15 protein-coding genes are annotated in these 26593 nt (G+C 43.4%); 11 read left to right on the top strand and 4 right to left on the bottom strand.

Annotated elements, in window-relative coordinates; translation table 11 throughout:
* Position 1 precedes the first annotated feature (1 nt).
* From SWOO_RS19470 to SWOO_RS19455, 4 genes are all read left to right on the top strand, one after another.
* On the top strand, positions 2 to 1222 hold the full coding sequence (locus SWOO_RS19470) for a hypothetical protein (RefSeq protein WP_012326372.1): 1221 nt from the start codon (positions 2 to 4) through the stop codon (positions 1220 to 1222).
* Between the two features lie 527 nt (positions 1223 to 1749).
* Entirely contained in the window at positions 1750 to 3015 is a 1266-nt protein-coding gene (locus SWOO_RS19465; RefSeq protein WP_012326371.1) for a dicarboxylate/amino acid:cation symporter, read from the top strand.
* A 204-nt stretch (positions 3016 to 3219) separates the two neighbouring features.
* A complete protein-coding gene (locus tag SWOO_RS19460) occupies positions 3220 to 4434 on the top strand; it encodes an urea ABC transporter substrate-binding protein (protein WP_012326370.1) in 1215 nt (404 codons plus the stop codon).
* Positions 4431 to 6482: a sensor histidine kinase gene (locus SWOO_RS19455; RefSeq protein ID WP_012326369.1), complete on the top strand. Its 2052-nt coding sequence runs from the start codon at positions 4431 to 4433 to the stop codon at positions 6480 to 6482. The genes SWOO_RS19460 and SWOO_RS19455 overlap by 4 nt, the downstream gene beginning before the upstream one ends.
* A 14-nt stretch (positions 6483 to 6496) precedes the next feature.
* Here the strand turns inward: SWOO_RS19455 and SWOO_RS19450 are convergent, their stop codons facing one another.
* Complete coding sequence (locus SWOO_RS19450) at positions 6497 to 7879, bottom strand: sigma-54-dependent transcriptional regulator (RefSeq protein ID WP_012326368.1); 1383 nt, start codon at positions 7877 to 7879, stop codon at positions 6497 to 6499.
* Entirely contained in the window at positions 7876 to 9939 is a 2064-nt protein-coding gene (locus SWOO_RS19445; protein ID WP_195742817.1) for an ATP-binding protein, read from the bottom strand. Before SWOO_RS19445 ends, SWOO_RS19450 begins: the two co-directional genes overlap by 4 nt.
* A 433-nt stretch (positions 9940 to 10372) precedes the next feature.
* On the opposite strand from SWOO_RS19445, the gene SWOO_RS19440 reads away from it, so the two are divergent.
* Positions 10373 to 12163 (top strand): flavocytochrome c, encoded by a 1791-nt coding sequence (locus SWOO_RS19440; RefSeq protein WP_012326366.1) that lies wholly within the window; start codon positions 10373 to 10375, stop codon positions 12161 to 12163.
* 229 nt (positions 12164 to 12392) lie between these two features.
* Entirely contained in the window at positions 12393 to 12827 is a 435-nt protein-coding gene (gene tnpA, locus SWOO_RS19435; protein WP_012323117.1) for an IS200/IS605-like element ISShwo2 family transposase, read from the top strand.
* Between the two features lie 865 nt (positions 12828 to 13692).
* Here the strand turns inward: tnpA and SWOO_RS19430 are convergent.
* Positions 13693 to 14769 carry a DUF5694 domain-containing protein gene (locus SWOO_RS19430; RefSeq protein ID WP_012326365.1) on the bottom strand — a complete coding sequence of 359 codons (1077 nt, stop codon included), beginning with the start codon at positions 14767 to 14769 and terminating at the stop codon, positions 13693 to 13695.
* 449 nt (positions 14770 to 15218) lie between these two features.
* On the opposite strand from SWOO_RS19430, the gene SWOO_RS19425 reads away from it, so the two are divergent.
* The 3 genes from SWOO_RS19425 to SWOO_RS19415 all read left to right on the top strand — a co-directional run bounded on the left by SWOO_RS19425 (position 15219) and on the right by SWOO_RS19415 (position 17854).
* A complete protein-coding gene (locus SWOO_RS19425) occupies positions 15219 to 16196 on the top strand; it encodes a hypothetical protein (protein ID WP_012326364.1) in 978 nt (325 codons plus the stop codon).
* Between the two features lie 240 nt (positions 16197 to 16436).
* Positions 16437 to 17321, top strand: coding sequence for a hypothetical protein (locus SWOO_RS19420; RefSeq protein WP_195742816.1), 885 nt, complete (start codon positions 16437 to 16439; stop codon positions 17319 to 17321).
* Between the two features lie 119 nt (positions 17322 to 17440).
* Positions 17441 to 17854, top strand: a complete 414-nt coding sequence (locus SWOO_RS19415; protein ID WP_012326362.1) for a hypothetical protein — start codon at positions 17441 to 17443, stop codon at positions 17852 to 17854.
* A 626-nt stretch (positions 17855 to 18480) separates the two neighbouring features.
* Here the strand turns inward: SWOO_RS19415 and SWOO_RS19410 are convergent.
* Positions 18481 to 19470, bottom strand: coding sequence for a class 1 fructose-bisphosphatase (locus SWOO_RS19410; protein WP_012326361.1), 990 nt, complete (start codon positions 19468 to 19470; stop codon positions 18481 to 18483).
* A 280-nt stretch (positions 19471 to 19750) separates the two neighbouring features.
* Between SWOO_RS19410 and SWOO_RS19405 the strand changes: the two genes are divergently transcribed.
* Together SWOO_RS19405 and SWOO_RS19400 are read left to right on the top strand one after the other, a co-directional pair.
* Positions 19751 to 22057, top strand: a complete 2307-nt coding sequence (locus SWOO_RS19405) for a S9 family peptidase (protein WP_012326360.1) — start codon at positions 19751 to 19753, stop codon at positions 22055 to 22057.
* Between the two features lie 555 nt (positions 22058 to 22612).
* On the top strand, positions 22613 to 26410 hold the full coding sequence (locus SWOO_RS19400) for a S8 family serine peptidase (RefSeq protein WP_012326359.1): 3798 nt from the start codon (positions 22613 to 22615) through the stop codon (positions 26408 to 26410).
* Positions 26411 to 26593 lie beyond the last annotated feature (183 nt).

Raw genomic sequence — 26593 nt, 5'->3', positions numbered from 1 at the left:
GATGAGCACTAACCTACATCAGGCTGGGGTTAAGCTGTTAAAGCAGCTAGGCCGACACGCTGATCTTATTATGGATGTGTATCTCTCGGGCTCTGTCTCTGAAGATGGCGAGAATGGGGCTGCGATAGAGAAGCTGCGTAAGGCTGAGATCCTCTGGCGACCTGAGCCTGAGCAAGAGTTACGCCTTAAACGCTCAGTGAGAGCGCTTCTCGAAGAGGCCCTCAGTGATGAGCGTAATCGTCAAATTGACTCCAATGTTGGCTCATCCTTAGCAAGTATTAAGACCTTAGCGGATCACTATAAAGAGGCGCGTCACAATGTCGATTTTGGTGCGTCAGAAGCTTATCTTGCGGATCTCAATGAGCATGTTTACAGCTTTACCGAAGGGTTAAGGTATTCAATTCGCGTACTTTGGAGCCGGATCAATAATGAGTTTGGTTATGTCGGCACCATTAACGCCAAAATACGTGAAAATGAGCTCGCGCAGAGTCAGGTAACAGAGCTACTCAACGGTCTTGAGATGTTCCAGTTTAGTGAGCTTGGCGAAATCGCAGGTGATATTAGAGAGCTGCGTAAGCTTTTAGTCACAACACTACAGGAGACCTTGAGCGATTGTACTCAGGAGCTGAGCGTGGTTCAGGGGCGTTTACTTGAGTTGCTTGGGCGTTTCCGTCAAATAAGAGGTCGAACTCGTCTGTTGAAAGGGTGGTTGCTTTATACCGATCTACATCCTGACTATAAGCCGGCAGATCATGTCAGCCATAAACAGCTGCCCACTCTGTTTAATCGTGCCGAAGCCATTTTAGCGCCAGCAGCAGTGGATGTGCATAACACAAGTTATGAGCCTGAACTGCTGGATATTGTGTCACGGATTAAAGCGATTAGTCGCACCTCACATGAGCCAGTCGTTCGTGAGCATGATGTGTCTGTTTCACTCAGTCAGAGCGAAGATTTTGCTATTCCAGATAATCCGCTTAAGTTAGCGGTAGATGGTTATTTCTGCTCTGTGATTGACTCAGGGCGAAGCCAGTCGGCATTGGAGTATCTGCAGAGTAATGAACTTCCTTGGGATAGAGAGAGTTGGCTTTATCAGGTTATTTGCGGTTATGAAGGCTTACCGCAAGAGCACAAAGACTATTTTGAGCTGGAACCTATCGGTGAGTCGGATCCCGTTTATACAGGTAACTTTATCATCCGCGATGTTGAGTTAGGCTTCGCTTAATGACGAGTGCGTAATAGGCCCTGTTTGTTAAGCCTGTTATGGATAGAGAGCAGTTTGTTTAAAACCGATATTGGTGATCCCTGTATCGGTTTTTTTATCGCCAAAAAAAGCTACATAGCTGCTATTATCACCTAGCTGACCAGTGTGTTGAACTGCTGCCAGCTTATTGCTTGGTGTTTTTACTTGTTAATATTTTCCTTTAAGGTTTTATAATCTGGATTTTGGTGCTTGTATAGCCATCATTTGTTGTATTTGTAGCTGAAATGTAAAAAGTAGGCTTTTGATTTAATTTTATAATCTCCTCAATCTCATGTTATATCAGGATCTTTGAATATGTTGCGCTTTTGTATTTTTATCGCAAGGGGCAATTGCCATTGAAATTCTCTCCAGCATGATTCACTATCGTTGCCAAAGTTGGGTTAACCCACTAAAAAAACATCTGTAATTTGATGTTCAATTCAAGCATGCAAAATAGACATGCAAATTTTAAGGCGTGCAACAAGACATGCTAATTTGAAGGCAGGTAAATGATTAAGTCACTCTCAACACGGATCTTTATTGGTCTGTTTTCCGGATTAATTTTCGGTTCCATCATTCAATATCTACTTGGTGATATTGGATTCTTCTCCGGTACAATTGTCGAGATTTCATCTGGTGTCGGCACCATGTTCGTTAATATGATCATGATGTTAGTCGTCCCTTTGGTATTTGTCAGTATTGTGTGTGGAGTGTTAGAGCTTAAAGATTTGAAGAGTTTTGGCCGCTTGGGCGGAAAAACATTCGGTTTTTATATTATAAATACCTTAGTTGCCATCTTTGCAGCACTCGCAGTGGCACTGCTGTTAGAGCCCGGTCGCGGTGTTGATATGTCTGGCGGTACGGGAGCGGTGATCACAGCTACCGAGTTACCCAACCTTGTTCAGCTGATCGTAAATATTGTGCCTAACAATCCTGTGTCAGCGTTTACTTCGGGTAATATGCTGCAGGTTATCTTTATGGCCTTGCTAGTTGGGGGAGTGATAAAGTCTCTTGGTGGTGCGGTCCCTTTGCTGGTGCAGGGTTTTCAGGAGGGCAATAAGTTAATGATGAAGCTGATCACTGTAGTGATGCAGCTGGCACCTTTCGGTGTTTTTGCTCTTATGCTTAAGTTAGGTGCGACCCTAGAAGCTGAGATTTTTGTTAGTGTGCTTGAGTACCTGTTTGTGATTCTTGGTCTCTTATTGGCTTGGATCTTTATTGTTTACCCTATCGCTGTTGGCGCTTTTACCTCTGTGTCGGCCAAAGAGTTCCGCGCTAAGACCCGTGAACAGATCTTGTTTTCTCTCTCTACTGCCAGCTCAAATGCCACGATTCCAGTGACCATGCGTACCTTGACTGACAAGTTAGGTGTGAAGCGTGCTGTTGCTGGTTTTGGTGTTCCGCTAGGGGCAACCATGAATATGGGTGGTGTTTCTATCTATATTACTATCGCCATCTTCTTTGTGGCGAATGCATTTGGGGCACCTATTGCGATGGAGCAACTGCCTGCGCTGCTCTTTAGTATTTTCCTACTCTCTGTTGGCGCCGGTGGTGTACCTGGCGGCGGTATGGTGATGATAGGTGTTCTTATTCATCAGATGGGATTACCTGTTGAAGCGTTTGCTATCGTTGCTGCACTCGATCGCTTGATCGACATGGTGTTAACCTCATGCAATGTTGTTGGGGATACTGCGGTGTTAACTATCGTTGATTCAACTGAGAAAGAGCATGATGAGGCTGCGGCAGAAGGAGCTAGGGTTTCAGCTAAAGCCTAAACCGCGATGATTTATATTGATTAGTATTAGCCCGTAGAGCTCTTCTACGGGCTTTTTTATTGCCTATTACTTTGGATTTTAATTAGCTTACCCTCTTCGTTTCCCCATATTTAAACATTTGTAAAATGGCTAAATTCCACTTATCTGCCAAAATTAATAAGCGAGTAAAACAGATTAATCGCTTTTAAGTATTTTGGAGACAGTGTGTTAAAAAAAATCCGCTTATCTTTCTATATATGCTTATTTATTATCGGGTTATTGGTTGCATTACAGGCATGTAATAGGGAACAAAACACCAAAGTAAAAATTGGCGTCTTACACTCAATTACGGGCACTATGTCTTTTAGTGAACGGGATCTTGTTGATGTTATCTCATTGGCAGTAAAGGAGATTAATCGAGATGGGGGCTTGTTGGGTAAAAAGATTGAACCTGTTTTAGCCGACGGTGCCTCGGATTGGAATATATTTGCAGCTAAGGCAGAGAAGTTAATCACCACTGATAAGGTCGCGGTCATTTTTGGCTGCTGGACATCGAGTTGCCGCAAGTCGGTTAAGCCTGTGATTGAGGAGCATCATCACTTGATGTTTTATCCTTTGCAATATGAGGGATTGGAGCTATCACCTAATATCATCTATACAGGAGCGACCCCTAATCAGCAGATAATTCCCAGTGTTCATTGGGCGCTGGAGAACATTGGTGAGCGTGTTTATCTGATTGGTTCTGATTATATCTTCCCTCGGGCTGCGAATATGATCATTAAAGATCAACTAAAAAGTCGTGGTATTACCCCTCTCGGTGAGACCTATATTCCCTTAGGCTCGAACGACCTTACAGAAGCGTTAAGGGAGATTGGGGAGCTTAAGCCTGATGTTGTGGTGAATACAATCAATGGTGACAGCAATATCGCGTTCTTTAGAGGGATCAGCACACTAAGTAAAGTTAAAGTGCTCTCCTATAGCATCGGAGAGCCAGAAGTGAGGGCGATAGGAGAGGAGTTAATGGTGGGGCATTTTGCCGCCTGGAACTATTTTCAAAGCATTGAAAGTGATGAAAACAAACGCTTTATTGATGCTTTCAAGAGGGAGTTTGGAGCTGAAAGAGTGGTAAACGACCCCATGGAGGCCACCTATATTGGGGTTAAGTTATGGGCCCAAGCTGTCAAGTCTGCCGCTAGTTTCGAGCCGTTAAGAATACGAAGCACTTTAGCTCATCAGAGTTTGAATGCTCCTCATGGGGTGGTATCGGTTGAGGCGCTATCTCAACATCTATGGAAAACGGTTCGAATAGGGCAAGTTCGTGATGATGGTCAGTTTGATATTGTATGGTCCAGTGACTCTCCCATTAGGCCGAGCCCTTTTCCTACCTATCATAAGAAGCAGGAGTGGCTAAAAAGACTTAGGGAGTTAGAGCTGAAATGAATCGATTTGGTTTATCAAGTGTCCTTTTCTTCTGGTTACTTATCAGTGTTATGGTACCGACGTTTCTACTCTCTGCTCTCTATCTTTCCTCTTTTAAAGAGACGTTATTAGAGCAGGAGCAGGAGCATCTATCACAATTTGCTGATAAAAAAGTGAAGGAGGTGGAGGATTATATCAGTGAGCGGATAGCCGATGCTTTCACGTTATCCCAGTCAGCGGAAGTAATAGAGTTATTTAGTCTGTTATTGACCCATTACCAGGTTGACAGAGAGGGGCGTGACTATTTAGAGATATTACAAGATTATCAGGAGGTTTATCAGCAATACACAGATTATGGCTATCTAGATCTCCTTTTTATAACTCCATCAGAGGAGGTGATTTTTTCCTTAACGGATAAACATAAGTTTGATAAAGAACAGCTTCCAGGCGAGGCTTTCTCCCATGGCCTGCATGGGGTAATACAGAAAGCGAAATATTTTCTTGAGTCATCCTCCTCCAGCTTTGAATACTCACCTTTGTTAAAGCAAGCTACCGCTTATATCGGAGCACCAATATTGCTAGATGGAAAATTGCTTGGGGTGATAGTGCTTCAAGTCGATAGCCAAATTATTCAGAGAGTGACTTTAGATGTGAGTGGAAACCTCTCTAGTCGGGAGGTGGTCGTGGCTGCAAAACGAGGCAGTTACTTCAGTTATCAAGCTCAGCTTAAGTATGATTCTGAAGTTAAAATTGGTGGCTTACAACCTGTATTTAAGTTACCTAAACCGCTCTCTAATGCGATATCTGGTCTCAGAGGGGTTGTATTTGCAGAGGATTACAGAGGGGAGCAAGTGATCGCGGCAACCCGCTATATCCCATCTGTTCAATGGGGGTTAGTGCTAAAGGAAGATCTCGATGATGTGATGTCGGCATATCATGAGTTATTAAGGCTGAGTATATTTATGTTTCTGGTCGTGATCTTCTGTGTCTTGTTACTGTCGGGATTTTTAGGTCGCTGGTTGGCTAAACCTTTTGAGTCCATGATAGAGATGACACAGGCGATCGCTTCAGGTACCACGAAAAGTACTATTTTTCCTCAAGGAACAAAGGAGAGTTATGCTCTGGCGTTAAGTTTTAATCAGATGACTCATTCTCTCGCGTTGGCAAGGGAGACGTTAGAGCAGCAAGTCGAGGAGCGGACTCGGGATTTAACGCATGAGATTAGTTTGAGGGAGAGTAAAGAGCGAGCGCTCACTGAGAGTTATAAGGAGCTCAATGAGTCAATGGAGCGATTGCAGTCTATGCAATCTCAGTTGGTTGAGACCGAAAAGATGGCTTCACTAGGTGGGCTAGTGGCAGGTTTTGCTCATGAGCTTAATACGCCCATTGGGGTTGCTATTACCGCTTCTTCGCTGTTTCTTAGAGAGTTAATTATCTTAGAGGAGTGCTATAAAAACAGTACATTAACTGAAGTCGTTTTTGATCAGTACCTCAGTGAAATCAAAGATACCTGTTTTCTGCTGGATAAGAATTTAAAGCGCACGGCGTCTCTTGTGAGTAATTTTAAATTGGTGGCCGTAGAGCAAACAAACCTGCATAAGGAGAAATTTGATCTCCGTGACTTAGTGGATTCACTGTTAAAGAGCTTAACTCCCGAGACAAAAAAATATCCGGTTGAGATAATCAATGAGATCCCTAGTGAGATCATCATCAACTCCTATGCGGGCGATTTTTATCAGTTGTTAACTAATCTAGTGTTGAATGCGATGATCCATGCATTTGATGGTATGAAGGAGGGGAGGTTAACCATCTGTGCCTCCCAGTGCCAATATAACTTAGTGCTTACAGTGGCTGACAATGGTAAAGGCGTTTCGCAAGATCATCTTTCCTGTCTTTTTGAACCATTCTTTACAACTCGTCGAGGCTCTGGAGGCAGTGGACTTGGTTTGAGTATTGTTTATAACATAGTGACACATAAGCTTCGTGGTGATATTCAGGTCAGCTCAATCCCAGGGCAAGGTACTGAATTTATCATCACCTTCCCCATAGATACTGAAGAGCAATCTTAATCTGTACTCACTGCTTAATTCTCCTTGGTAAGCCTTCGACTTAATGCACTTTGGCTTATTCCCAGCATCTGAGCTGCGGCTGTTTGGTTGTTTGCTGTGCGGCTCATCGCTTCTTGGATTAACGTGTTACTGATCTCGGCCAGTGTAGGCAGTGTTTTTGGAAAGACTATTTTGCTCTCGGATGTGCCCACCCCTCCTCTTTGTTCATTAATCGCTTCCATAAAGGGGGTGATGTTGAGCTGAACACCATCACTGCGACTGACACTGTCGAACACCATGCCTTTTAATTCATGTAGGTTTCCAGGAAAGTCATAGTCTGCTAGCTGTCGTGCTAGATTCGTGGGCTGAAGTGGGCTCTCTAACCCCATCTCTTTCGCTGCCCTATCAATAAAGTGGTTGATTAGCATAGAGTGATCGAGTTTGCGCTCCCTTAGTGGAGGAAGTTTAATCTTGTGTGAGCAGAGTCGGTAGAGTAGATCACTGCGAAACTTCCCTAACTTGTTAAGAGCAATCAGATCATTTTGAGTCGAGGTGATGATTTTGCACTTTACTGGATAGGAGCGATCACTGCCAATAGGGTAGTATTGTTTATGCTCAATTACATCGACCAATTTTGCTTGGGCTTCAAGGGGGAGTTCTGCTATCTCATTTAAGTAGAGCATCCCTTCTCCCACTTGATGTAGAACGCCAGCTTGTGCTGAGATCTGGCCATCCTCTTGAGTGTGTATCTGACCAAATAGCTGCAGCTCAAATGCTTGAGTGCTGAGACCTGCCAAGTTGATATTGATAAAGGGCGCCTTACTGCAGCAGAGTTGGTGGCAAGACTGTGCAAATTCATCTTTACCGGTTCCACTTTCACCCTGAATAAGGATGGGTTCTGGGCTCTGGGCGACTGCCTCAAGGTAGCGAAACTGATCGAGTAGGACTGGTTCACAGGTTAAGATATTATTGAAGGCTTCGGGCTGGGCAAGAGTCCGGCTTAAAAAGCGCTCCTTAATACGTAGGTAGTTCCGCTCTAATCCAACAACCTCAAGTGCACGACGCACGGTTCTTGCTAAGTCTTCCACTTTGTCAGTTTTGATAAAGTAATCATAGGCGCCATTTTTGATGCAGCGAACCGCGGTATCGACCTCATTTACGCCAGTGACGATAATGACTCTTGTCTTAGGAAAGCTAGTGCGGATCATCTCCAGCAGTGTCTCTCCAGAGTGGAACGGCATGGTTAGATCGAGCAAGACTAAGGCGTACTCCTCTACCGATAAACGGTCAATAACTTGTCTGCTATCGATACAGGTATCGACCTGTGCTTCCGGCACGAGGCGGTTTAATGTTAGAGCAAGGGTTCTTAACCATGAAGCTTCATCGTCGACTAGTAAAATGTTTCTGGCTAACTTCATCTCTCTGTCTCCAAACTTACTGTTCTCTCTTGCTCTGATTGTTGCTCTGGCATTTGCTTTGTTATTGCTGTGATCAAGGGGAATCGAATGCTAATTTTTGTGCCTTTTCCTAGGCGTGAATTTATCTGCATCTGTGCGTTATGCTCTTTAATTATTCGGCTACAAACAGACAGGCCTAAGCCTGTACCGCCACTGGAACGTCTGGTGGTAAAGAAAGGCTCAGTGATCCGCTTTAGTGTGGCGTCATCCATTCCCGCACCTGTGTCAGTTATCGTTAAATAGTGATCGCTATCTCGGGTATAGGTTTCGATAGTGATAAGGCTAGGTATACTGTCTGATATAGGTTTTGAGGCATGACACGCGTTTTGTATCAGATTAATCAATACCTGCTGTAGCTGCTGGGCATCCCCCATCAACTCTGGCTCGGGCAGCTGAAGATGAGTCGTTAGATTAAATAACTTGATCTGATTTGCAGTGAGACGTAGCGATACTGTGACCACCTCATTCAGTTTCATTGGCCTATGTTTGTTGGCGATATTGGGTCTTGCATAACACTTTAGATCGCTCACAATTCTACTTATCCGGTTTGCTCCCTCATCTATCGTTGCACAGCTTATCTCCAACTCTTCGATGGCTTGATTAGGATCTAATCCCGCAACAGACCAAAATGGATTTTGCTGAGTATAGTGGTGGGCTGCGGGTTTTAGATCGCAAAGTGCGTGGTTTAAAAAGGCGATAGAGTGAATGATAAGCCCAGTAGGGTTGTTTATCTCATGGGCAACACCTGCTGAGAGCTCACCTAAAGAGGCTAACCTACTTGCTTCATTATTAGCTTGCCTCAGGGCTTGCTGCTCTGTGGTCTCCTCAAGCAGGATCACGGCTTGATCTTCGGCAATAGGGTGGATCTGCAGTTGCCAATATTGAGCATGATAACTCATATCAGCCGTGAGGGATTTTTGCTCATTTAACACTTCGATTAACGAGTCATCGAGCTGAAATACCTGACCTTGGGTAAAGTGGAACTCTGGGCTTTTTAGCAGCAGGTTATTTTTGTCATTACTCCATAGACATTCGCATCTACGATTAAATATGGTGACCCCATGTGGAATACCATTAAGAACGGATTGAAACTGCTGAGACAGACTTAATATCTGCTGCTCAGCTTTACGGCGCTGCACCAGCTCTGATTTTAGAGATAGGGTCCGTTTGCGCAGACTTGCACTGATGTAGGCGGTGAGTATCATGCCAAACGCTGAGATAATGCTAACTAAGATTGCCAGCCATAACATCTTCTGTTGAGTTGTCGTCAGATCAACTTTTTCTCGGCCTGTACCGAACCACTTATTGACGAGTTTGTCATATTCACCAGACAGCTTGAGCTGCCTTAGGGCTTCATTAATTTTTGCCATTAAAGGCGCATTTTTACCGTTGGTGACAAAATTAAAAGCACCATATATCAGTGGATCACTGGAGCTTCTGATCGAGGGGTAGAAGGGCAGGAGTCGTCTGGCGACAAAGTTTTCAGCAAGAACGACATCGACTTGACCTTTTATAAGCAGTTGGAAGCCTGTTTCATAAAGATCGACATCTATGCGCTCAAACTCTTGTTCTTGACCTGAGAGATAAACGTCGACAAATGCGCCTTTTTTGATAGCAACACGTTTACCAACCAGATCATGCCAGCCATTAATAAACGCTTTCCCCTGCAGAGTATAGGCTTTGGCATGGGTAGCATAGATGGGATCGGATTGACTCAGGTCTCTGTCGATAGTGACAGGGCTGACAATGGCGATGACATCGATATCACTCTCGGGTGAGTGAACATCGCTCAGCAGTTGCTGGAAGGTTTTACGCCTTGTCAGAATTCTTGCGTTACACATTTGGCCAATACGATTCATTAGCTCGATATTAAAGCCTTGATCAACGCCGTTATTTCGCCACTCAAGCGGAGCTGTCTTGGAGTGAACACCGAACACTATGCTCTGCTTTGGCTGAGTATCTGCATAGGAAAACAGCGGAGTAAAAAGCGTAAAAGAGAGTAAAAACAGTAAATATTTCATGGCGTTCATTTTATCAAAGCACGTGCTGAGTAAATGTGGCATCAGGCTCGAATTTAGATTTTTTCACTATTATTTTCTCAATTATCTCCCTATCTATGCTGCCCACTAATCTTTAACAAGACAGGCTTAATGACCACTTGGCGCGCTGCTGCACTTTTTGTGATCTACCTCTTTAGAGGGTATGCAAAAATGCATACTCTCCAATTTAACTATGCACCTTTGCATGATGAAAAAAGTGAGCTGTGAGACCTGCTTGATTTTAGGGTGATGTTTGCTGTTCCAACTTGAGAGAGGAGGCTGGAACATTGAAAATTGGTGTGAAATAGAGGAGCGACGATATCAACCCATGATACGGCGAGACTCTAGCAAAAATAATAGAGATGACGGCTCGATTAAAGCAAAGAATCTGTTTTAACGAGCACTAGGAGACGTGATGAAAAAGCTAAAAAGTGCCATCTACTTGGCAACGCTATTGGGAACTGCTGGTCTAGTTGCAAACGCAACTGCGGCAGACAACCTTGCTGACTTCCATGCTGAAAACCAAGAGTGTGATTCTTGTCATACAGCTGATGGTGAGTTATCTAACGATAACCTTAGCTATGAAAATGCCCAGTGTGTTTCCTGTCACGGCTCCATGGCGGAGGTAGCACAAGAGACCAAACATGAACATTACAATGCTCATGATTCTCACTTCCCTGGCGAAGTTGCTTGTACCTCTTGTCACAGTGCTCATGAAAAATCTATGGTCTACTGTGACTCTTGCCACAGCTTTGATTTCGATATGCCTTATGTGGGCAAGTGGGAACGTCATGAGCCAAGTATCGCTGAACTTGCAAAAGATAAATCAGAGCGTGAAGCAGCATTAGCCGCCGCGCCGCGAGATACTGTTGATGTGGTCGTTGTTGGCTCTGGCGGAGCTGGCTTCTCTGCATCTGTTGCCGCTCACGATAAGGGCGCGTCTGTCATCCTTATTGAGAAGGAGCCTGTTATCGGTGGTAACGCTAAGTTAGCTGCTGGTGGCATGAACGCCGCTTGGACGGATCAACAAAAAGCCAAGGGCATTGAAGACAGTGTTGATTCGATGAGAAAAGACACCATGAAAGGGGGCCGCGAGCTTAACGATCCTGCTTTAGTTGATGTGTTAGTGACTCACTCTAAAGGCTCTGTGGATTGGATGACCGCCATGGGTGCCGATCTTAATGATGTTGGCCGTATGGGCGGCGCATCTGCTAACCGCTCTCACCGTCCAACGGGGGGCGCAGGTGTTGGTGCTCATGTGATTCAGGTGCTTTACGATAACGCGATTAAGCGTGATATCGATATGCGCATGAATACCCGCGGCATTGAGATCCTTAAAGATGACTCAGGTAAGGTTAAAGGCCTACTCGTTAAAGGTATGTACAAGGGCTATTACTGGATTAAGGCCGATGCAGTGATTTTGGCAACCGGTGGCTTTGCGAAGAATAATGACCGCGTCTCTAAGTTAGATCCTAAGCTTAAAGGCTTTATCTCAACGAACCAACCAGGTGCAACAGGTGATGGTATCGATGTGGCAGCTAATGCTGGCGCCGCGATGCAAGACCTTCAATATATTCAAGCTCACCCAACGCTATCAGTTAAAGGTGGTGTGATGGTCACTGAAGCGGTACGTGGGAATGGCGCTATCTTGGTAAACCGTGAAGGTAAGCGATTCGTTAATGAGATCACCACGCGTGATAAAGCTTCTGCCGCGATTCTTGAGCAAACTGGTAAGTCTGCTTACCTGATTTTCGATGACTCAGTGCGTAAATCACTGAAGAAAATTGATAAGTATATCGGTCTTGGTGTAGTACCAACGGCTGACACATTAGTGAACTTAGGTAAACTTGAGAACATCGATGGTAAAGCTTTGACCGAAACCGTTGCTCGTTACAACACCTTAGTGACCAGTGGTAAAGATACTGACTTTGGACGTCCTAACTTGCCTCGTGCACTTAATGAAGGTAACTACTACGCCATTGAAGTGACACCTGGTGTTCATCACACCATGGGCGGCGTTAAGATTGACTCTAAAGCTGAGATCATGAATGCCAAGCAGCAAGTGATCCCAGGTCTTTATGGCGCGGGTGAAGTGACTGGCGGTGTTCACGGTGCCAATCGTCTGGGTGGTAATGCTATCTCTGATATCATCACCTTCGGTCGAGTGGCAGGTGAAGAAGCAGCGACTTATTCTAAGAAGAATTAGTCTAAGAAACACTAATCTTAGAGTGTTAGTTTGCTAAGGGTTAGGTGTTAAGTTCATCTTATAAGTTAACCTTTAAATTGAAAGCCTTCATCTTCGGATGAAGGCTTTTTTGTTTTCAGCCCTAAACCACCTACTTCAGTAGGTGGTTATCATCAATTAGGCTTTGCCTGAATATCTACTCATGTTAATTGAACTCTAACTTTTAGCGAAGTAATAGAGGATAAAAAACATGAGTAGATATGAGAAAGCATCGCATGTGTATTGGCGATGTCAATATCACATAGTTTGGACACCTAAGTATAGGTTTAGGATTTTAAAGAATAAGTTAGGAAAAGATGTTTACCGATGTATTCATGTCTATAGTGAGCAGTTAGGGTGTGTGGTTGTAGAGTTGAATGTACAAATAGACCATGTACATCTGGTTATCAAAGTTCCTCCGAAGCTATCGATTTCAAAGTTGATGGGTGCTTTAAAAGGTAAAATTGCTTTGAAAATGTTTAGCAAGTATCCGTATCTTCGGAAAAATAAGCTATGGGGAAATCACTTTTGGCAAAGAGGTTACTTTGTTGACACAGTGGGGATTAATGAGGAAGTGATTCGAAGATATGTAAGGCATCAAGAAAAGGTTGAAAAACAGGAGCAGCCGCAATTAGATTTGAAGTAGATAACGCCCCCTTTTAGGGGGCTAATACAAAGCCACCTTCTTCAGAAGGTGGATTCTTTACTTGTGTGGTTTTTTCATAAATGTTTCCTCACTCGAAGTTGAAATAGTCTTCGAATGAAGACTGAATACATTTTCTGATCTAGTTCATTTGAATTTTTGGTATTGGGTGAGTAGTTGAAAGTCTGAACTCCATTGTTACCTATCGCTTCCCAGCGGGGAATGTGCAGTTACTTCTGTGACACGACACAAGTATATCCCTATAGTCTCGGCCGTGACGTCCATGTCACGGACGGTCACAGCCGCATCTGCACTTGGTTATTTTTCTCTTCGATTTAGCTGTATTAGGTAAGGCTTTGTAAATCACTTCTACCCCAAAGTTAGATAGCCTTCGAATGAAGGCTGATTACACTTTCTGATCTGGTTTATTTGACTGCTTTGGTATTGGGCTGAGTTATTGAAGGTCGTACCTTCATTATCTCAATTGCCTGCCGCAGGTGCCGTGCATGGATGCACCAATGTCGTGATCACATGGATGTGAAAGAACGACCTTATGTGCAGATACTTCTACGAGGTGCCACTAGCACGTCTGACCTACACGGATAGTAGGAAATGCAGAAAAATGTCTGGAACATTTTCTGCCCTGTGGGCTTTACGGCAGCTTCCATGCTGCCAAAACTCGCAGCTGCATCTACACCTACTGTTCTAAAGGCAAGAGTATCCCTTTGATTTGGCTTATCTGGGTAAATCGCTAACACGTAAAGCTTTGGCTATAGAAAGGGCCACGTTCAACCTAGAAGTGCACCACCTATGTTATTGATTAATAATGGCTGGCTCGATATATTACGATATATTAATTGAGCCTAACCTAATGACTCATCGGTGCGTAATCTTCAAATTGTACGATATTGACTCCGACCATATTTGATAAGTATTGCTCTAAGAAAACCTTGTGATTGGCTCCTATTATAATAACAACTCTACCGTCAATGTGATCAGCGACTACCCGCATTATATTTGAAGCCATATTGAGGTTCCGTATCTCCCATAGGGCGACCCTCGCCAGTGCAGATTTAGGATCCAAATCTTTATCTACAAAACCTAACCATTCCTTATTGATTACGTCAGATTGATACTCTTCGCTATTGAACCAGTAAAACAGAGGAAGCCAATCTCCTGTCTCCAGTGCTTGAGATTTTAATTTCTCAGGTTTGGTTATATATTCGCTTGAGTGGAATTCAGCCCAAAAAGTTGATTTTTGGTAAGATGGCATTAACTCGCTAGCAATGTTACCGAACATGTCTTTATCTAAATGATCGTCAATAGGATATAAACGATTTAGATCAAGTCTTTCAGCTAATTCGACTGCAATGACATTTATTTCGTTGTTACGATTTGTTTGCTTATGAAGAAATGCTTGCAGTTCTTTTGAAAGACTATCATTAGGGATACTAGCATCTAGTAGGCTCCAGTGCAGTGCAGCTGTATCACGGTTGTAGCCTGCTATAGCTAGCTTGATAAGCTCTATTCTTTTCTGCTGGCTAAACTGGTTTTTAGCCAGCAATTTATTCATTTTGTTAATCGCGTCATTAGCTGAAACGCCTAAAGCTTTCTGCTCTTTTTCAGCTAATGACAAAAGTGTATCACCGACAAATTGTGATAAAACTGCTTGATGCTCTTCTGATCCATTGAGCATGGTGAGTATGTCTTCCGCCCTTAGTGATTCGATAGCGACAGCGGTAGGGTTAAATGTTTCTAGCATTTGGATGACGGGAGTAAAATCATCCTTGTTTAGCTCCACCTTAATTGTATTGAGGTGTGTGCTCCCCAAAACCATGACATCTGTTTTATGTTTCGCTTTGGCATTTAAGCTTTTAATATACTGTTCTGCACAAACATTATGCGATATTGACAGAGATAAAACTAAAACTAACAACTTATACATTAACATTCCTCCTTGATTGTTTTTTTACAATATAAGGTTTTGTTAGAGTTTTAAACTGTTGATTTATGCCTCTGCAATAAAATGTATACAAGCGTTATAAATCAATCATTTCACAAAATAAAATGCTGCTTCTTGGATAGATAGGGGCTGAGAGATATGCCGATTTATAGCAAACATTAAATCACTTAGATAATGACTCCGACCTAGCCTACAGAATACACAAATTCCCCATCGTAGTTGCCGAAGTCTAACTATAAGATCAGGCGTAGCCTGATTAAAGCTCGATGCATAGCGACAACTATGCAAAAAAAGAACTAATTATGGACAGGCATAGTTAAAGAACTAATTATGGACAGGCAAAAGAACTAATTATGGACAGGCATAGTTAATTGCGTAAATTCCACACCTCCTACTAAGCTTTAGTTATCGGTAGTCAGTAGGAGTTAACCATGCCTCGTCCCAGAAGAACCCAGATAAGTATTGAAGACACGCCTTGGTACCATTGCTGCTCCAGAGTGACTAGACGTGCCATGCTGCTAGGGGATGATAAATTCACAGGTAAAAACTATGACCACAGGCGTGATTGGGTCGAATCCCAGTTACTGAAATTAGCGGGGGTGTTTGCAATCGATGTTGCTGCGTATGCCGTGATGAGCAATCATCTACATGTCGTGCTGTATATTGACATAGAAACAGTGAATAGATGGTCAGATAGAACGGTAGTTGAGCAATGGCATAAGCTGTTTAGTGGTACTGAAATCACACAAAAGTTTGCTAAGGGTGAAGTGATAGAAGAGTATCAAGTGGCTAAATTAAAACACCTTGTTGCCATTTACCGCTCAAGATTGTGTGATATTAGTTGGTTTATGCGATGTCTTAATGAGCCGATAGCAAGAAAAGCCAATATTGAAGATAATTGCACAGGCCATTTCTGGGAAGGGCGCTTTAAAAGCCAAGCCCTGCTTGATGAGGCCGCTGTATTAGCTTGCATGGCTTATGTCGAACTCAATCCGATTAGAGCCAAAATGGTTGATACACTTGAGAATTCAGACCACACGAGTATACAGCTTAGAGTGAGTGCCGCGTTGAAAGGTGAGCAACCCACTAAGTTACTTCCTTTTATTGGAGATGAGCTGCTCAATCAGCCCAAGGGAATAAACTTCGCTCTGAAGGATTACCTTGAATTAGTTGATGAAACGGGCAGAGTTATCCGTGATGATAAGCGCGGCTCAATAGCTGGAAATTGCACAAAGATACTGACGAGATTAAATATTTCATCAGACAACTGGATAAAACTGACCTCAGAGTTTGGCGAATTGTTTCACGGCCCTGTAGGGGAAACACAATCGTTAACTCGCTATTGTGAGCATCTTCAAAAACGTCGACGGCATTTCTCAAAAAGTTGTCTGCACTTTCAAGCTGACTAACGCTTAAAAATAACCTCACCCATTAAATAACCCATGACAAATAGCGTGGGGTAGTTCTTCACATTCAAATTTCATCATTTCACCACTGAAAGTCGCTACTTTCAATTATATATCAGCCTCAAAGCCTGCTTCAGAAGATATGACAAGTTTTCATGGTCGCTAGAACATTGACATCTACAGTAGAACCTCTATGTTATTGATTAATAATGGCTGGCTCGATATATTTTTTTGAGGCATTAGGTGCAAAGCCCACAAATGAACATGATTAAAAGAAGAAAAAGTAGTTTTTACCCTGTTGGTTCCTTGGAAAACAAGAGAAACTATAAAGAATATTTCATCCTTGAAAAGGACGGATCGATAGTCGATAAGGTTTTTTTAGACATTATTGATCCATCTAGAAGAGAACTGATTATATGTCTTCACTATATGAGGCATGTGGTTAGAAATTTTTATGCTGAAGATGTTGGGATTAATATAACTTCAAGAGACGCCCCTTGGGATTTTGGCTTGGAATTAAGCACGGGAGAACAGGCAAATATTGAAATTACATCAATTACAGATGTGACACAGAATTTCAAGACGCACAAAAGCGAAGAAAGGTACACGAAGTGGAAAAATGAAAAGATGATACCTTTCCATGAGCTGAAGAAGCTCAGCCGCCTTTTTTCAAGTTCTTCTTTGTTGCGTGAAGTTGAATCTCTTGAAAAGAACGGTTTCAAAAATACGGATATGGTCGAAAACCCAATGTATGGTGAATCTATGACCATGTTTGTTGGCAATATGCCTGAAAGCGAAGTGTCACTATCTGAGATATTGAAAGAAGCTATTGATAAAAAAGCTAATAAGAAACATTCAGAGAAGGAACAAACCACCCTAATTATAGATAATCGAGCTTACCTATTTGAAGTCAATGATTTCTATTTGGCTGCAGAAGAGTTAAACGCATACTGTGCTTCACTGGCGTTTCCTGAAGTATGGTTTTACACCGGATATTTCTCTGATGGAGATGGTAATAATGCCGAGTTTAGTTTTGCGCCACTAAAGGTAACTTCTCAGCAATCGAAGATACTCGAAAATATGGCTGAGAGTAAAAATATAGATGAGAGCGGTAAATATGTTTGGTAGCGCGCCTAACAAGGGCCAGCAACGGACTGTCAAAACTGTCAGTTTTTGTGCATTCGCACAAAAAAACACCAGCTTTGCCAGCCGCAGTGGCCGGCGTTATGAGTAAATCAGGAGTAATAATGAAGTTTGGAGTTTTAATCCTAGTAGTCTTATTGGTTGCCTGTTCAGGTAATCAGCGCCAGACGCCAGTTATTGTCGCCGATGGAACCGAAGCAGAGCAATTCGAGAAACTTTTCTTTTGCGGTGACTTAGAAGGCTTCACTAAAGCCCTTGCTGATGTTGGCTCAAAACTTGGCGATGGATGGGAGCAAGTTGAAGGAGATGATTCTCCTCATGAATGCACAGTCCGTATCAATATTGACGAAGCTGGCAATATTGTCGCCCACGAAATCGTTACATGCGATAAGCCTTCTGCTATTCCTGAAGTCCTGGCAGAAGCCAGCCCCGTTCCTGTACCAGAGAATAAATGTATGCTTGAGAGCATAAATGGAGTTAAGTTTGGCCTTAATAGCGGCAGTGATAGCAACTCATAACAAGAGACTATGGCGTCAATAGCTAAATTTGAGCTTTTGGCGCTTCCCACATCACACCATCTCTTAGCATCGAATTTAAAGATAAATGTGGACAGGCATACTTAATTCTGCTGCGGATCGTCGCTTAGCTCCTCCCGCAGAGCAAGGCGTTACCGTATACCCAATTGCCATACTTTCCCTAATGAGACTCATCACTTCAAGAGCTTTAACAAGCTTTTGTCCAAAATCGAGTTACAAGTAAATTTTAATTCGAAGAGATAAATAATCGAGTGTGAACGCGGCTGTGACCTTCGATATCAAGGATGATGTCGCAGAGCGTATAGGGACATATTTACAGCGTGTCGCAGAAGTGTTTACACATTCAGGTCGTTCATTCACATCCATGTGATCACGACATTCGTATATCCATATACAGCACCGCCGCAGGCTATAGATAACAATAAAGCTATGTTTACCTAAAACCATCAAATACCAATTCCGCCCAATGAACCTAATTGAAAAAGATATTTGAAACTTGCTATCTGGCAAGTCAGCAAAACCTGCGAAAAAGAAACAAAAAGCGCAATCCTAATGACTAGGATTGCGCTTTCTTAAAAATAAGAGATTAGCAGCTTAGCGATTGAAGCTTATAAAGCTGGTTCTTCGCTGTAATCCAAACTGTGGTACTCAAGACAAGCTTTAACTTCGTTGGCTGAGCCTAAGATCACGGCTACGCGCTGGTGGATCTCGCTTGGCTCGATATCCATGATGGCCTCATAACCGGTAGAGGCGATACCACCTGCTTGCTCAACCAAAAATGACATTGGATTTGCTTCATACATGAGTCTTAACTTGTATGGCTTCTGTGGGTTTTTATTGTCCGTTGGGTAAGTAAAGATCCCGCCGCGAGACAGTACGCGGTGAACATCACCGACCATGGCGGCAATCCAGCGCATGTTGAAGGCTTTTTCACGTGGGCCAATAGTGCCTAGGAGCAGATCGCTGATGTAGGTCTGCATCGGGGCTTCCCAGAAACGCTGGTTAGACATATTGATGGCAAACTCACCAGTGTCTTTGCTGATGCTCATCGCTTCGGTGGTCAGCAGGTACTCATTGGTTTCAGGATTAAGGGTGAATAGCTGTACCCCTTTACCTGTGGTCAGTGCCAGCATAGTCGATGGACCGTATAGTACATAACCAGCTGCAACTTGCTTGCGACCTGCTTGTAAGAAGCTTGACTCGGTTAGCTCGCCAGTTGGAGCGGGAAGTACTGAGAAGATGGTGCCCACTAATGAGTTGATGTCGATATTTGATGAGCCATCAAGAGGGTCGAAGCAGACTAGGTACTCACCTTTATCGCCAACTTCAACAATATAATCTTCCTCTTCCGATGCTAATCCGCGAACGGTATTGTCAGCCTTTAAGGCGTCTTTGAGCATGTCGTTGGTGATAACATCGAGCTTTTTCTGGGTCTCACCTTGAACGTTTTCCTGCTCAGTTGCACCAAGTACGCCGGCAAGTGCACCATGACGTACGGCATGGCTTATCTCTTTTGAGGTGTTCGCTAAAGTATGGATAAGCTGAGTCAGAGAGGCGTCTACCCCTTGTGATGTCAGATTTTGAGCCAAGGTTTGCATGTTATTTCCTATGACATTATCAATATGTGAGGTCGGGTATAAATTTTTATTTCGCGCATCATACCTGAGATTGAACCTTTTTTCAGCGTCGATGATCTTGATTTTAGTGCTATTAGGACTAGTTTTTATTTTATCACGCTCTAGGGCACAATGAGCTTCGCTACTTATACTTGAGTATCAGTTCAGTTGTCACACTCTTTCAGTGAGTTATTGATGATTGGCTAGAACGATAACTATTAAAAATAATAACAATTAAAACATTCAGCGTTAGGAAGTAATAATGACGACAAGATGGATCACCTCAGCCCTTATGGCGGTACCTATGCTACTTTCAACTCCCATATCCGCATCTCAAACACACCATAATCAATTGAGCCAAGCTCAGGTCAATCAAGGCATTGTGGACAGTGATACCCAAGCTTTGTTATCGGCAGCAGGGAATAAACCGCTCTCAATAGAGCGGATGTACGCCTCTCCTGCGTTGGCGGGGACGAGTCCTCGTGGTTTGAAACTCTCACCAGATGGCAAGCGTGTGACCTATCTGGCAGGGCGTAAAGACAATCAACACTTTTATGATCTGTGGCAGATGGATGTGGCTTCGGGTAAGCAGTCTATTTTGCTTAATGCCGATAAGCTGACCATAGGCGAGCTCTCTGATGAGGAGAAGGCGAGGCGTGAGCGTCAACGTATCTATGGGCAAGGGATCATGGAGTATTTCTGGTCTGATGATAGTAAGGCCTTGCTTATCCCTGCATCTGGTGTGCTCTATTATTACTCTTTAAGCGATAACAAGGTGACACTGCTACCCACAGGTGAGGGCTTTGCGACCGATGCACGCCTTTCACCAAAAGGTCACTATGTCTCTTTTGTGCGAGATCAAAACCTGTTTGTGTTAAGCCTAAGCGATATGAAGGTAACGGCGTTGACCACAGATGGTGGCGGGGCGATTAAGAATGCCATGGCTGAGTTTGTCGCCCAAGAGGAGATGGGTCGCATGACCGGTTACTGGTGGTCTCCTGATGAAACGGCGATTGCTTATACCCGTATCGATGAGTCAGATGTTGAGTTGGTTACTCGTAATGAGATCTATGCCGATGGTATTAAGCTGACCGAGCAGCGTTATCCCTATGCGGGCAAAAATAACGTCAAGGTTGCCTTAGGTGTGATCAAACTAAGCAGTCAAAAAGTGACTTGGGTTGACTTAGGTAAAGAGCAAGATATCTACCTTCCACGAGTTAAGTGGTTGCCCGATAGCAAGCGGTTATCTTACCAGTGGCAGAGCCGAGATCAGCAGACATTAGAGCTGAGAGTTGTCGATATCGACAAGGGAGACAGGGCTAAAAATTTGGTCGAGGAGCGCAGTGAAGCATGGATTAACCTCAATGATGACCTGCACTTTTTAAAAGAGCAAGATAGCTTTATCTGGGCTTCTGAGCGTGACGGCTTTAATCACCTCTATCTGTTTGGTTTAGATGGCAAGATAAAAACACAACTGACATCAGGCCATTGGGTGGTTGATGGGGTAGAGTTTGTCGATGAGAAGTCGGGCTGGATCTATTTTACCGGCCGTAAAGATACGGCGGTAGAACAGCACCTTTATCGTGTGCCATTAGCGGGAGGTGAGGTTGAAGGTGTGAGTCAGCGCCGCGGTATGCACTCTGTGGTTTTTGCCGATAATCAGGCCGTGTATCTAGATTACTTCAATAGTTTAGTTCAGCCGCCACAGGTGAGCCTGCACGGTGATAAAGGTCAGCATCTGGCTTGGGTGGAGCAGAACAAAATAGATAAATACCATCCGCTTAATGAGTATTTAGGCTTGTGGCAGGTGCCGGAGTTTGGCTTGATTAAGGCGGAAGATGGCCAAGATCTGCAATATCGGTTATTTAAGCCAACAGATTTTAACAAAGATAAAAAGTACCCCGTTGTGGTGCGAGTTTACGGTGGCCCTCATGCTCAGCTCGTGGTGAATAGCTGGAGTGAGCATGACTACTTTACTCAATACCTACTGCAACAGGGCTTTATGGTGTTCCAACTGGATAACCGCGGCTCGGCTCATCGTGGCACTCAATTTGAGCATGTGATCTATCAGCACCTTGGTGAAGCGGAAGTGAATGACCAAAAAGCCGGTGTCGATTATCTAAGAACGCTGCCTTATGTCGATGGTGACAATATTGCACTTTATGGTCACAGCTACGGTGGTTATATGGCCCTGATGGGATTGTTTAAAGCTCCTGATTATTTCAAAGCCGCGATCTCCGGCGCGCCAGTCACCGATTGGGCCTTGTATGACACTCATTATACTGAGCGTTACTTGGGGCATCCTGAACAGAATGCCAAAGGTTATGAAGCCAGTAGTGTATTTCCCTATGTGAAAAACTATCAGTCAGGCCTATTGATGTACCATGGTATGGCCGATGACAATGTGCTGTTTGAGAACAGTACTAAGGTCTATAAAGCCTTGCAGGATGAGGGCAAATTGTTCCAGATGATCGATTACCCAGGCTCCAAGCACTCGATGCGTGGTGAGAAGGTAAGAACTCACCTATACCGTTCACTGGCCGACTTTTTAGAGCGAGAGTTGAAGTAAAGGCTAGTTTGAAAGTCTTAGCTAGACTCCTCTTAGTTTATAGGTAACTCCAAGTATCAGAGTGCTTGGAGTTACCTCTTCAAGAGTTGTAATGAGTTGTACTCCTTAAATGGTGTCCAGCACAGTCTGTGCTATCTGCGTCATTTAGGTAAAGTAGTTGCGAGTTATCCATGGTTTAGATCGCTTAAACAATAGGTCTGCAGAGGGGAAGACGTTTTAGCGTGTAATTAAGAAAAAGCTCAATGCCAGTAATTAATTCATCTAACTAATACTTTTTTCTTCCGTTATTTCCTAAAGGTTGTAATACCTGACTCCACTGATAATTAGTAATCCAAAGTTTACACTGTTTGCTTTTTTGTTGTTCTAGTGGAATGTAAATGTTTCATCTTTGTTTGTTTGCCTGCCTTTTTTTGTGCTAAAAACGTTGGTTCCTTGGTGTGTTCTACTAAGGATTTTCCTTTAGCTTAGTATCTCTTCGGGATAAGAGGAGAGCTGAGTTGGTAGTAGTAAGTATGGAATATAACAAGACACTATAAAGTGTTAAGGAATTGACAAGTGAAAACTCAAATCGCAATTGCAGTATCTTCTGCGCTACTCTCTATGTCTGTCAATGCTGCAGGACATGCAGGCAGTGAGATCAATGCTGTGTTATCTAAATCAGCTGAAGTTAGAGCACAGATCCCAACTGTAGACTCTAAGTCAGAGACGCAGAATCAAGTGGTACGTAACCATGCTGTGTTTACTCCAGAGGCCAACTTAGGTTCAGGTACTCATAGATACTTCGTACGTTTAATTGAAAATCCAGTTGCTCTCTATCAGGGAGGAGTTGATGGATATGAAGCAACCTCGTCAGATGTTGTTAAAGGTAAGAGTAGAAAACTAGATGTAAACAGTAAAAGTGTTAAATCATACCGCTCTTTTCTAAACTCTCGTCAAGACAGTGTTATTGCTAGAGCAACCTCTTTACTAGGTGAGCTGAACATCAAGCAAAGAACAACACTTGCTTATAACGGTATGGTCGTTGAGATGACCCAAGCTCAAGCGGCTAAGTTATCTAAAGTTGCTGGTATTGCGAATATTCAGAGAGAAGTTCTGCGCAAAACCATGACAGATTCAGGTCCTGCGATAATTAAAGCGCCTGCAGTATGGAGTGGTGAAGCAACGGGAACTGCGAGTCAAGGTGAGGGGATGATTGTTGGTATCATAGATACAGGTATCAATGCAGATCACCCATCTTTTGCTGATGTTGGTGGTGATGATTACGATCACACGAACCCATGGGGTCAAGGTACTTACTCTGGTGACTGTGCTGGAGACTTCCCTGAGCTTTGTAATGATAAGTTGATTGGTGTACATAGCTGGCCTGCCGTAACAGATGAGTATTTAGACTATGATCTGGATGTTCCACCAAATGGTGAAGATCATAATGGTCATGGCTCACATACCGCTGGTACAACAGCTGGTAACGTACTTAAAGATGTTAATGTGCCAGATGTTGATGGTGGGGAGACTGGTGTTGTATTTGAATCTATGTCAGGTGTTGCGCCGCACGCAAACATTGTCTCCTATCAGGTATGTCTTCCTGGTGAAGATGATGATATTGGATTTGCGGGTTGTTTACCTTCATTAACCGTTCTTGCGGTTGAGCATGCAATTGAAAACGGTGTCGATGCACTTAACTACTCTATTGGTGGTGGTTCAAGTAACCCGTGGAATGATGCTGATGCATTAGCTTTCTTATCTGCCCGTAAAGCAGGTATACATGTAGCCACTTCTGCTGGTAACTCAGGTCCAGGACCAGAAACTGTAGGCTCGCCAGGTGATGCACCTTGGTTGACCACCGTTGCTGCTTATACCCATGATAGAGATTTTTCTGACAAAACCGTTGGTAGCTTTACTGGTGGTGATACAGAGGCGCCTAAAGAGCTGACTGGTAAGGCGATGACTGGAGCTGTTACTGGCTCAATCGTCTATGCTGGAAACTTTGATAATGCAAATGATCCTGATAACGATCCTGCCCAGTGTTTGGAGCCATTTCCTGAAAACACATTTGCTGCCGACACTATAGTTGTCTGTGATCGTGGTGAAATTGCTCGTGTTGATAAGGGCCGTCATGTGAAGGCGGGCGGTGCTGCAGGCTTGGTTTTGGCTAACATACATGGAGAAGATGAGGCTACAAACGTTGTTGCTGATGCTCATGTATTACCCGCCATTCATATTGATGCTGATGACGGTGATATGCTACGCACTTGGTTAGCAAGTGGTACTGGACATCAAGCTAGTATAACAGGTACAGAAGTCATTCATGAGGAAGAGCTTGCTCGTATCGCAGCAGATTTTACTTCTCGTGGTCCAAATAAGTCAGTACCAGATGTGATTGCACCATCAATTGCAGCTCCAGGTGTTAGTATTTTTGCCGCTTATGCTGACGATCAGTCAGATGCTTTCAAACAGTTTCCTGATCCGAATGATTATGGCTTCTTAAGTGGAACTTCAATGGCAAGTCCACATATTGCTGGTGCGTTAACTTTGCTAGCAGGTATTCATCCAGAATGGACTCCTGCTGAAGTTCAATCTGCGTTAATGATGACAGCAAACCAAACTACATTTAAAGAAGATGGCGAAACTCCATCTGATTTCTTTGATATGGGGGCAGGTTATGCAGATATAGAGGCTGCGGCTAAATCTGGTTTAGTCATGGATGAGACCTATGTCAATTATGTGAAAGCAGATCCAGGGTTAAATGGTCAACCTTCACAGATCAATTTACCAACTATGGCTAATGCTAAGTGTGTGGGTGAATGTACTTGGACTCGTACTGTTAAGGCTACTAAAGCTGGAACATGGAGCGCTAGTACTCTGGGTGTCACCGATGGCTTAGCACTTAGTGTCTTTCCTGCTAGTTTTGAGTTAGAAGTAGGCGAAACACAAGAGCTAACAATCACAGCTGATGTGTCCGCAGCAAGCGCAGGTTGGAATTTTGCTAACATTAAGCTTGCAGCTTCTGGCATGCCAGAAGTTAAGTTACCTGTAGCTGTAATGAGCAATGGTAATAATTTACCAGCGAGTGTGTCCATTACTGCTGGTCGAACTGAAGGCAGCATGACTTATACGGGCTTTGTTGCAAGTGAGCTATCGGCTATCACTGCTGGTGTTTATGATAAAGCAACGGATCTGATTGAACCTGCTGCTCTTACTGTGCCAGAAGATAGCCTTGATTATGTTGTTGTAGAGTTTGATGAAGTTGTTCCTAATGTCATATTTTCAACCTCTTCTGAGACAGCTCCAGATGTAGATCTGCGTATTCTTAATGGCTCTTTCGCTAAAATAGGTAGCAGTGGTGGACCTGATTCTGATGAGTCAGTTTCATTTACTAATCTACCAGCAGGTACATACTACATAGTCGTTGATGGTTATAAAGCTTCAACACCTGGTGGATCAGATGCTGTAACTGTACGAGTAACCTCTGTCGTGGCCGATGAAGCATCATTGAGTGATGATGTATCTGTTAAAGTCTCTGAAGATGAAGGAGAGTTTAGCCTCACTTTTGATTGGGATACTGATAAGAGTTCTTCAGGTATTCTTATTCTTGAGTCTGGCGATAAGAGTGCTATGTTGCAAGTTCCTTATAGTCTAGTTCGTAAGAATGATGTCACTCATATCACTAATTTGTCTGATGCTATGACTGCAGGTGAGGCGAGCCGAGTTAGTTTTGATGTTGAGCCTAACTTCTCAGATGAAGATAGGGAGTATACATTTACAGCTCAGATGTCAGCAGGTCATAAGGTTGATAATATCTCTAATGAGGGTTCTCATGAAGGAAATACCATCACTTGGAGTGTGACTCAAGCAGCTGCCTCTGGCGAAAGCCTTTCTGTTGGTTTTGACTTAATTCCAACGAAAGCAGGTGATGCATACGCACTGAAGTTAACCAATGAACTTGGCTCGGATCTTGTTGAAGAGACCATTAAGTTTGGTGTGATGGAAGTTGCACCTGTTGCCATGATTGACGCCCCTACTAGTGTTACGGATAGCGCAATGATAACGCTAGACGGGAGTGCATCTTATGACGGGAATGATGATGAGTTGACCTATCAGTGGAAACAAACTGGTGGTGCATACGTTGATCTAGGAGCCAATAGCCAGAGTGTCACTTTTAATGCTCCTGAGGTGAATGGTCAAAGTACAGTTTTATCATTTGAGTTAACCGTTTCTGATGGTAATGGAAATTCTGATACCTCAATGACGACTGTTACTGTAAGAGAAACGCCTGATTTTGGTGGCGGGTCTATGGGGTGGATTGCAACCTTGTTACTTCCGCTTGTTTGGATGAGACGGAAGTTTCATGGTTGATAATATGAAGTAATCTAATAAAAGGCTAACGAATGTTAGCCTTTTTCATTCATATTCTTTGCGTTATGTTAGCTGTAATGTGCCAATTTTGTATTTTTAGTCTCTTTAAATTAATCACTACTTAAAGATATTGTAAACTTGAAGTGCCAGATGCTAAGTAATGAATTTCAAATTTTTATTTAG

The sequence above is a fragment of the Shewanella woodyi ATCC 51908 genome (genome assembly GCF_000019525.1).
Lineage (GTDB): Bacteria > Pseudomonadota > Gammaproteobacteria > Enterobacterales > Shewanellaceae > Shewanella > Shewanella woodyi.
Note: the sequence above shows the minus strand (reverse complement) of the source record. Positions and strands in the feature narration are given on the sequence as shown.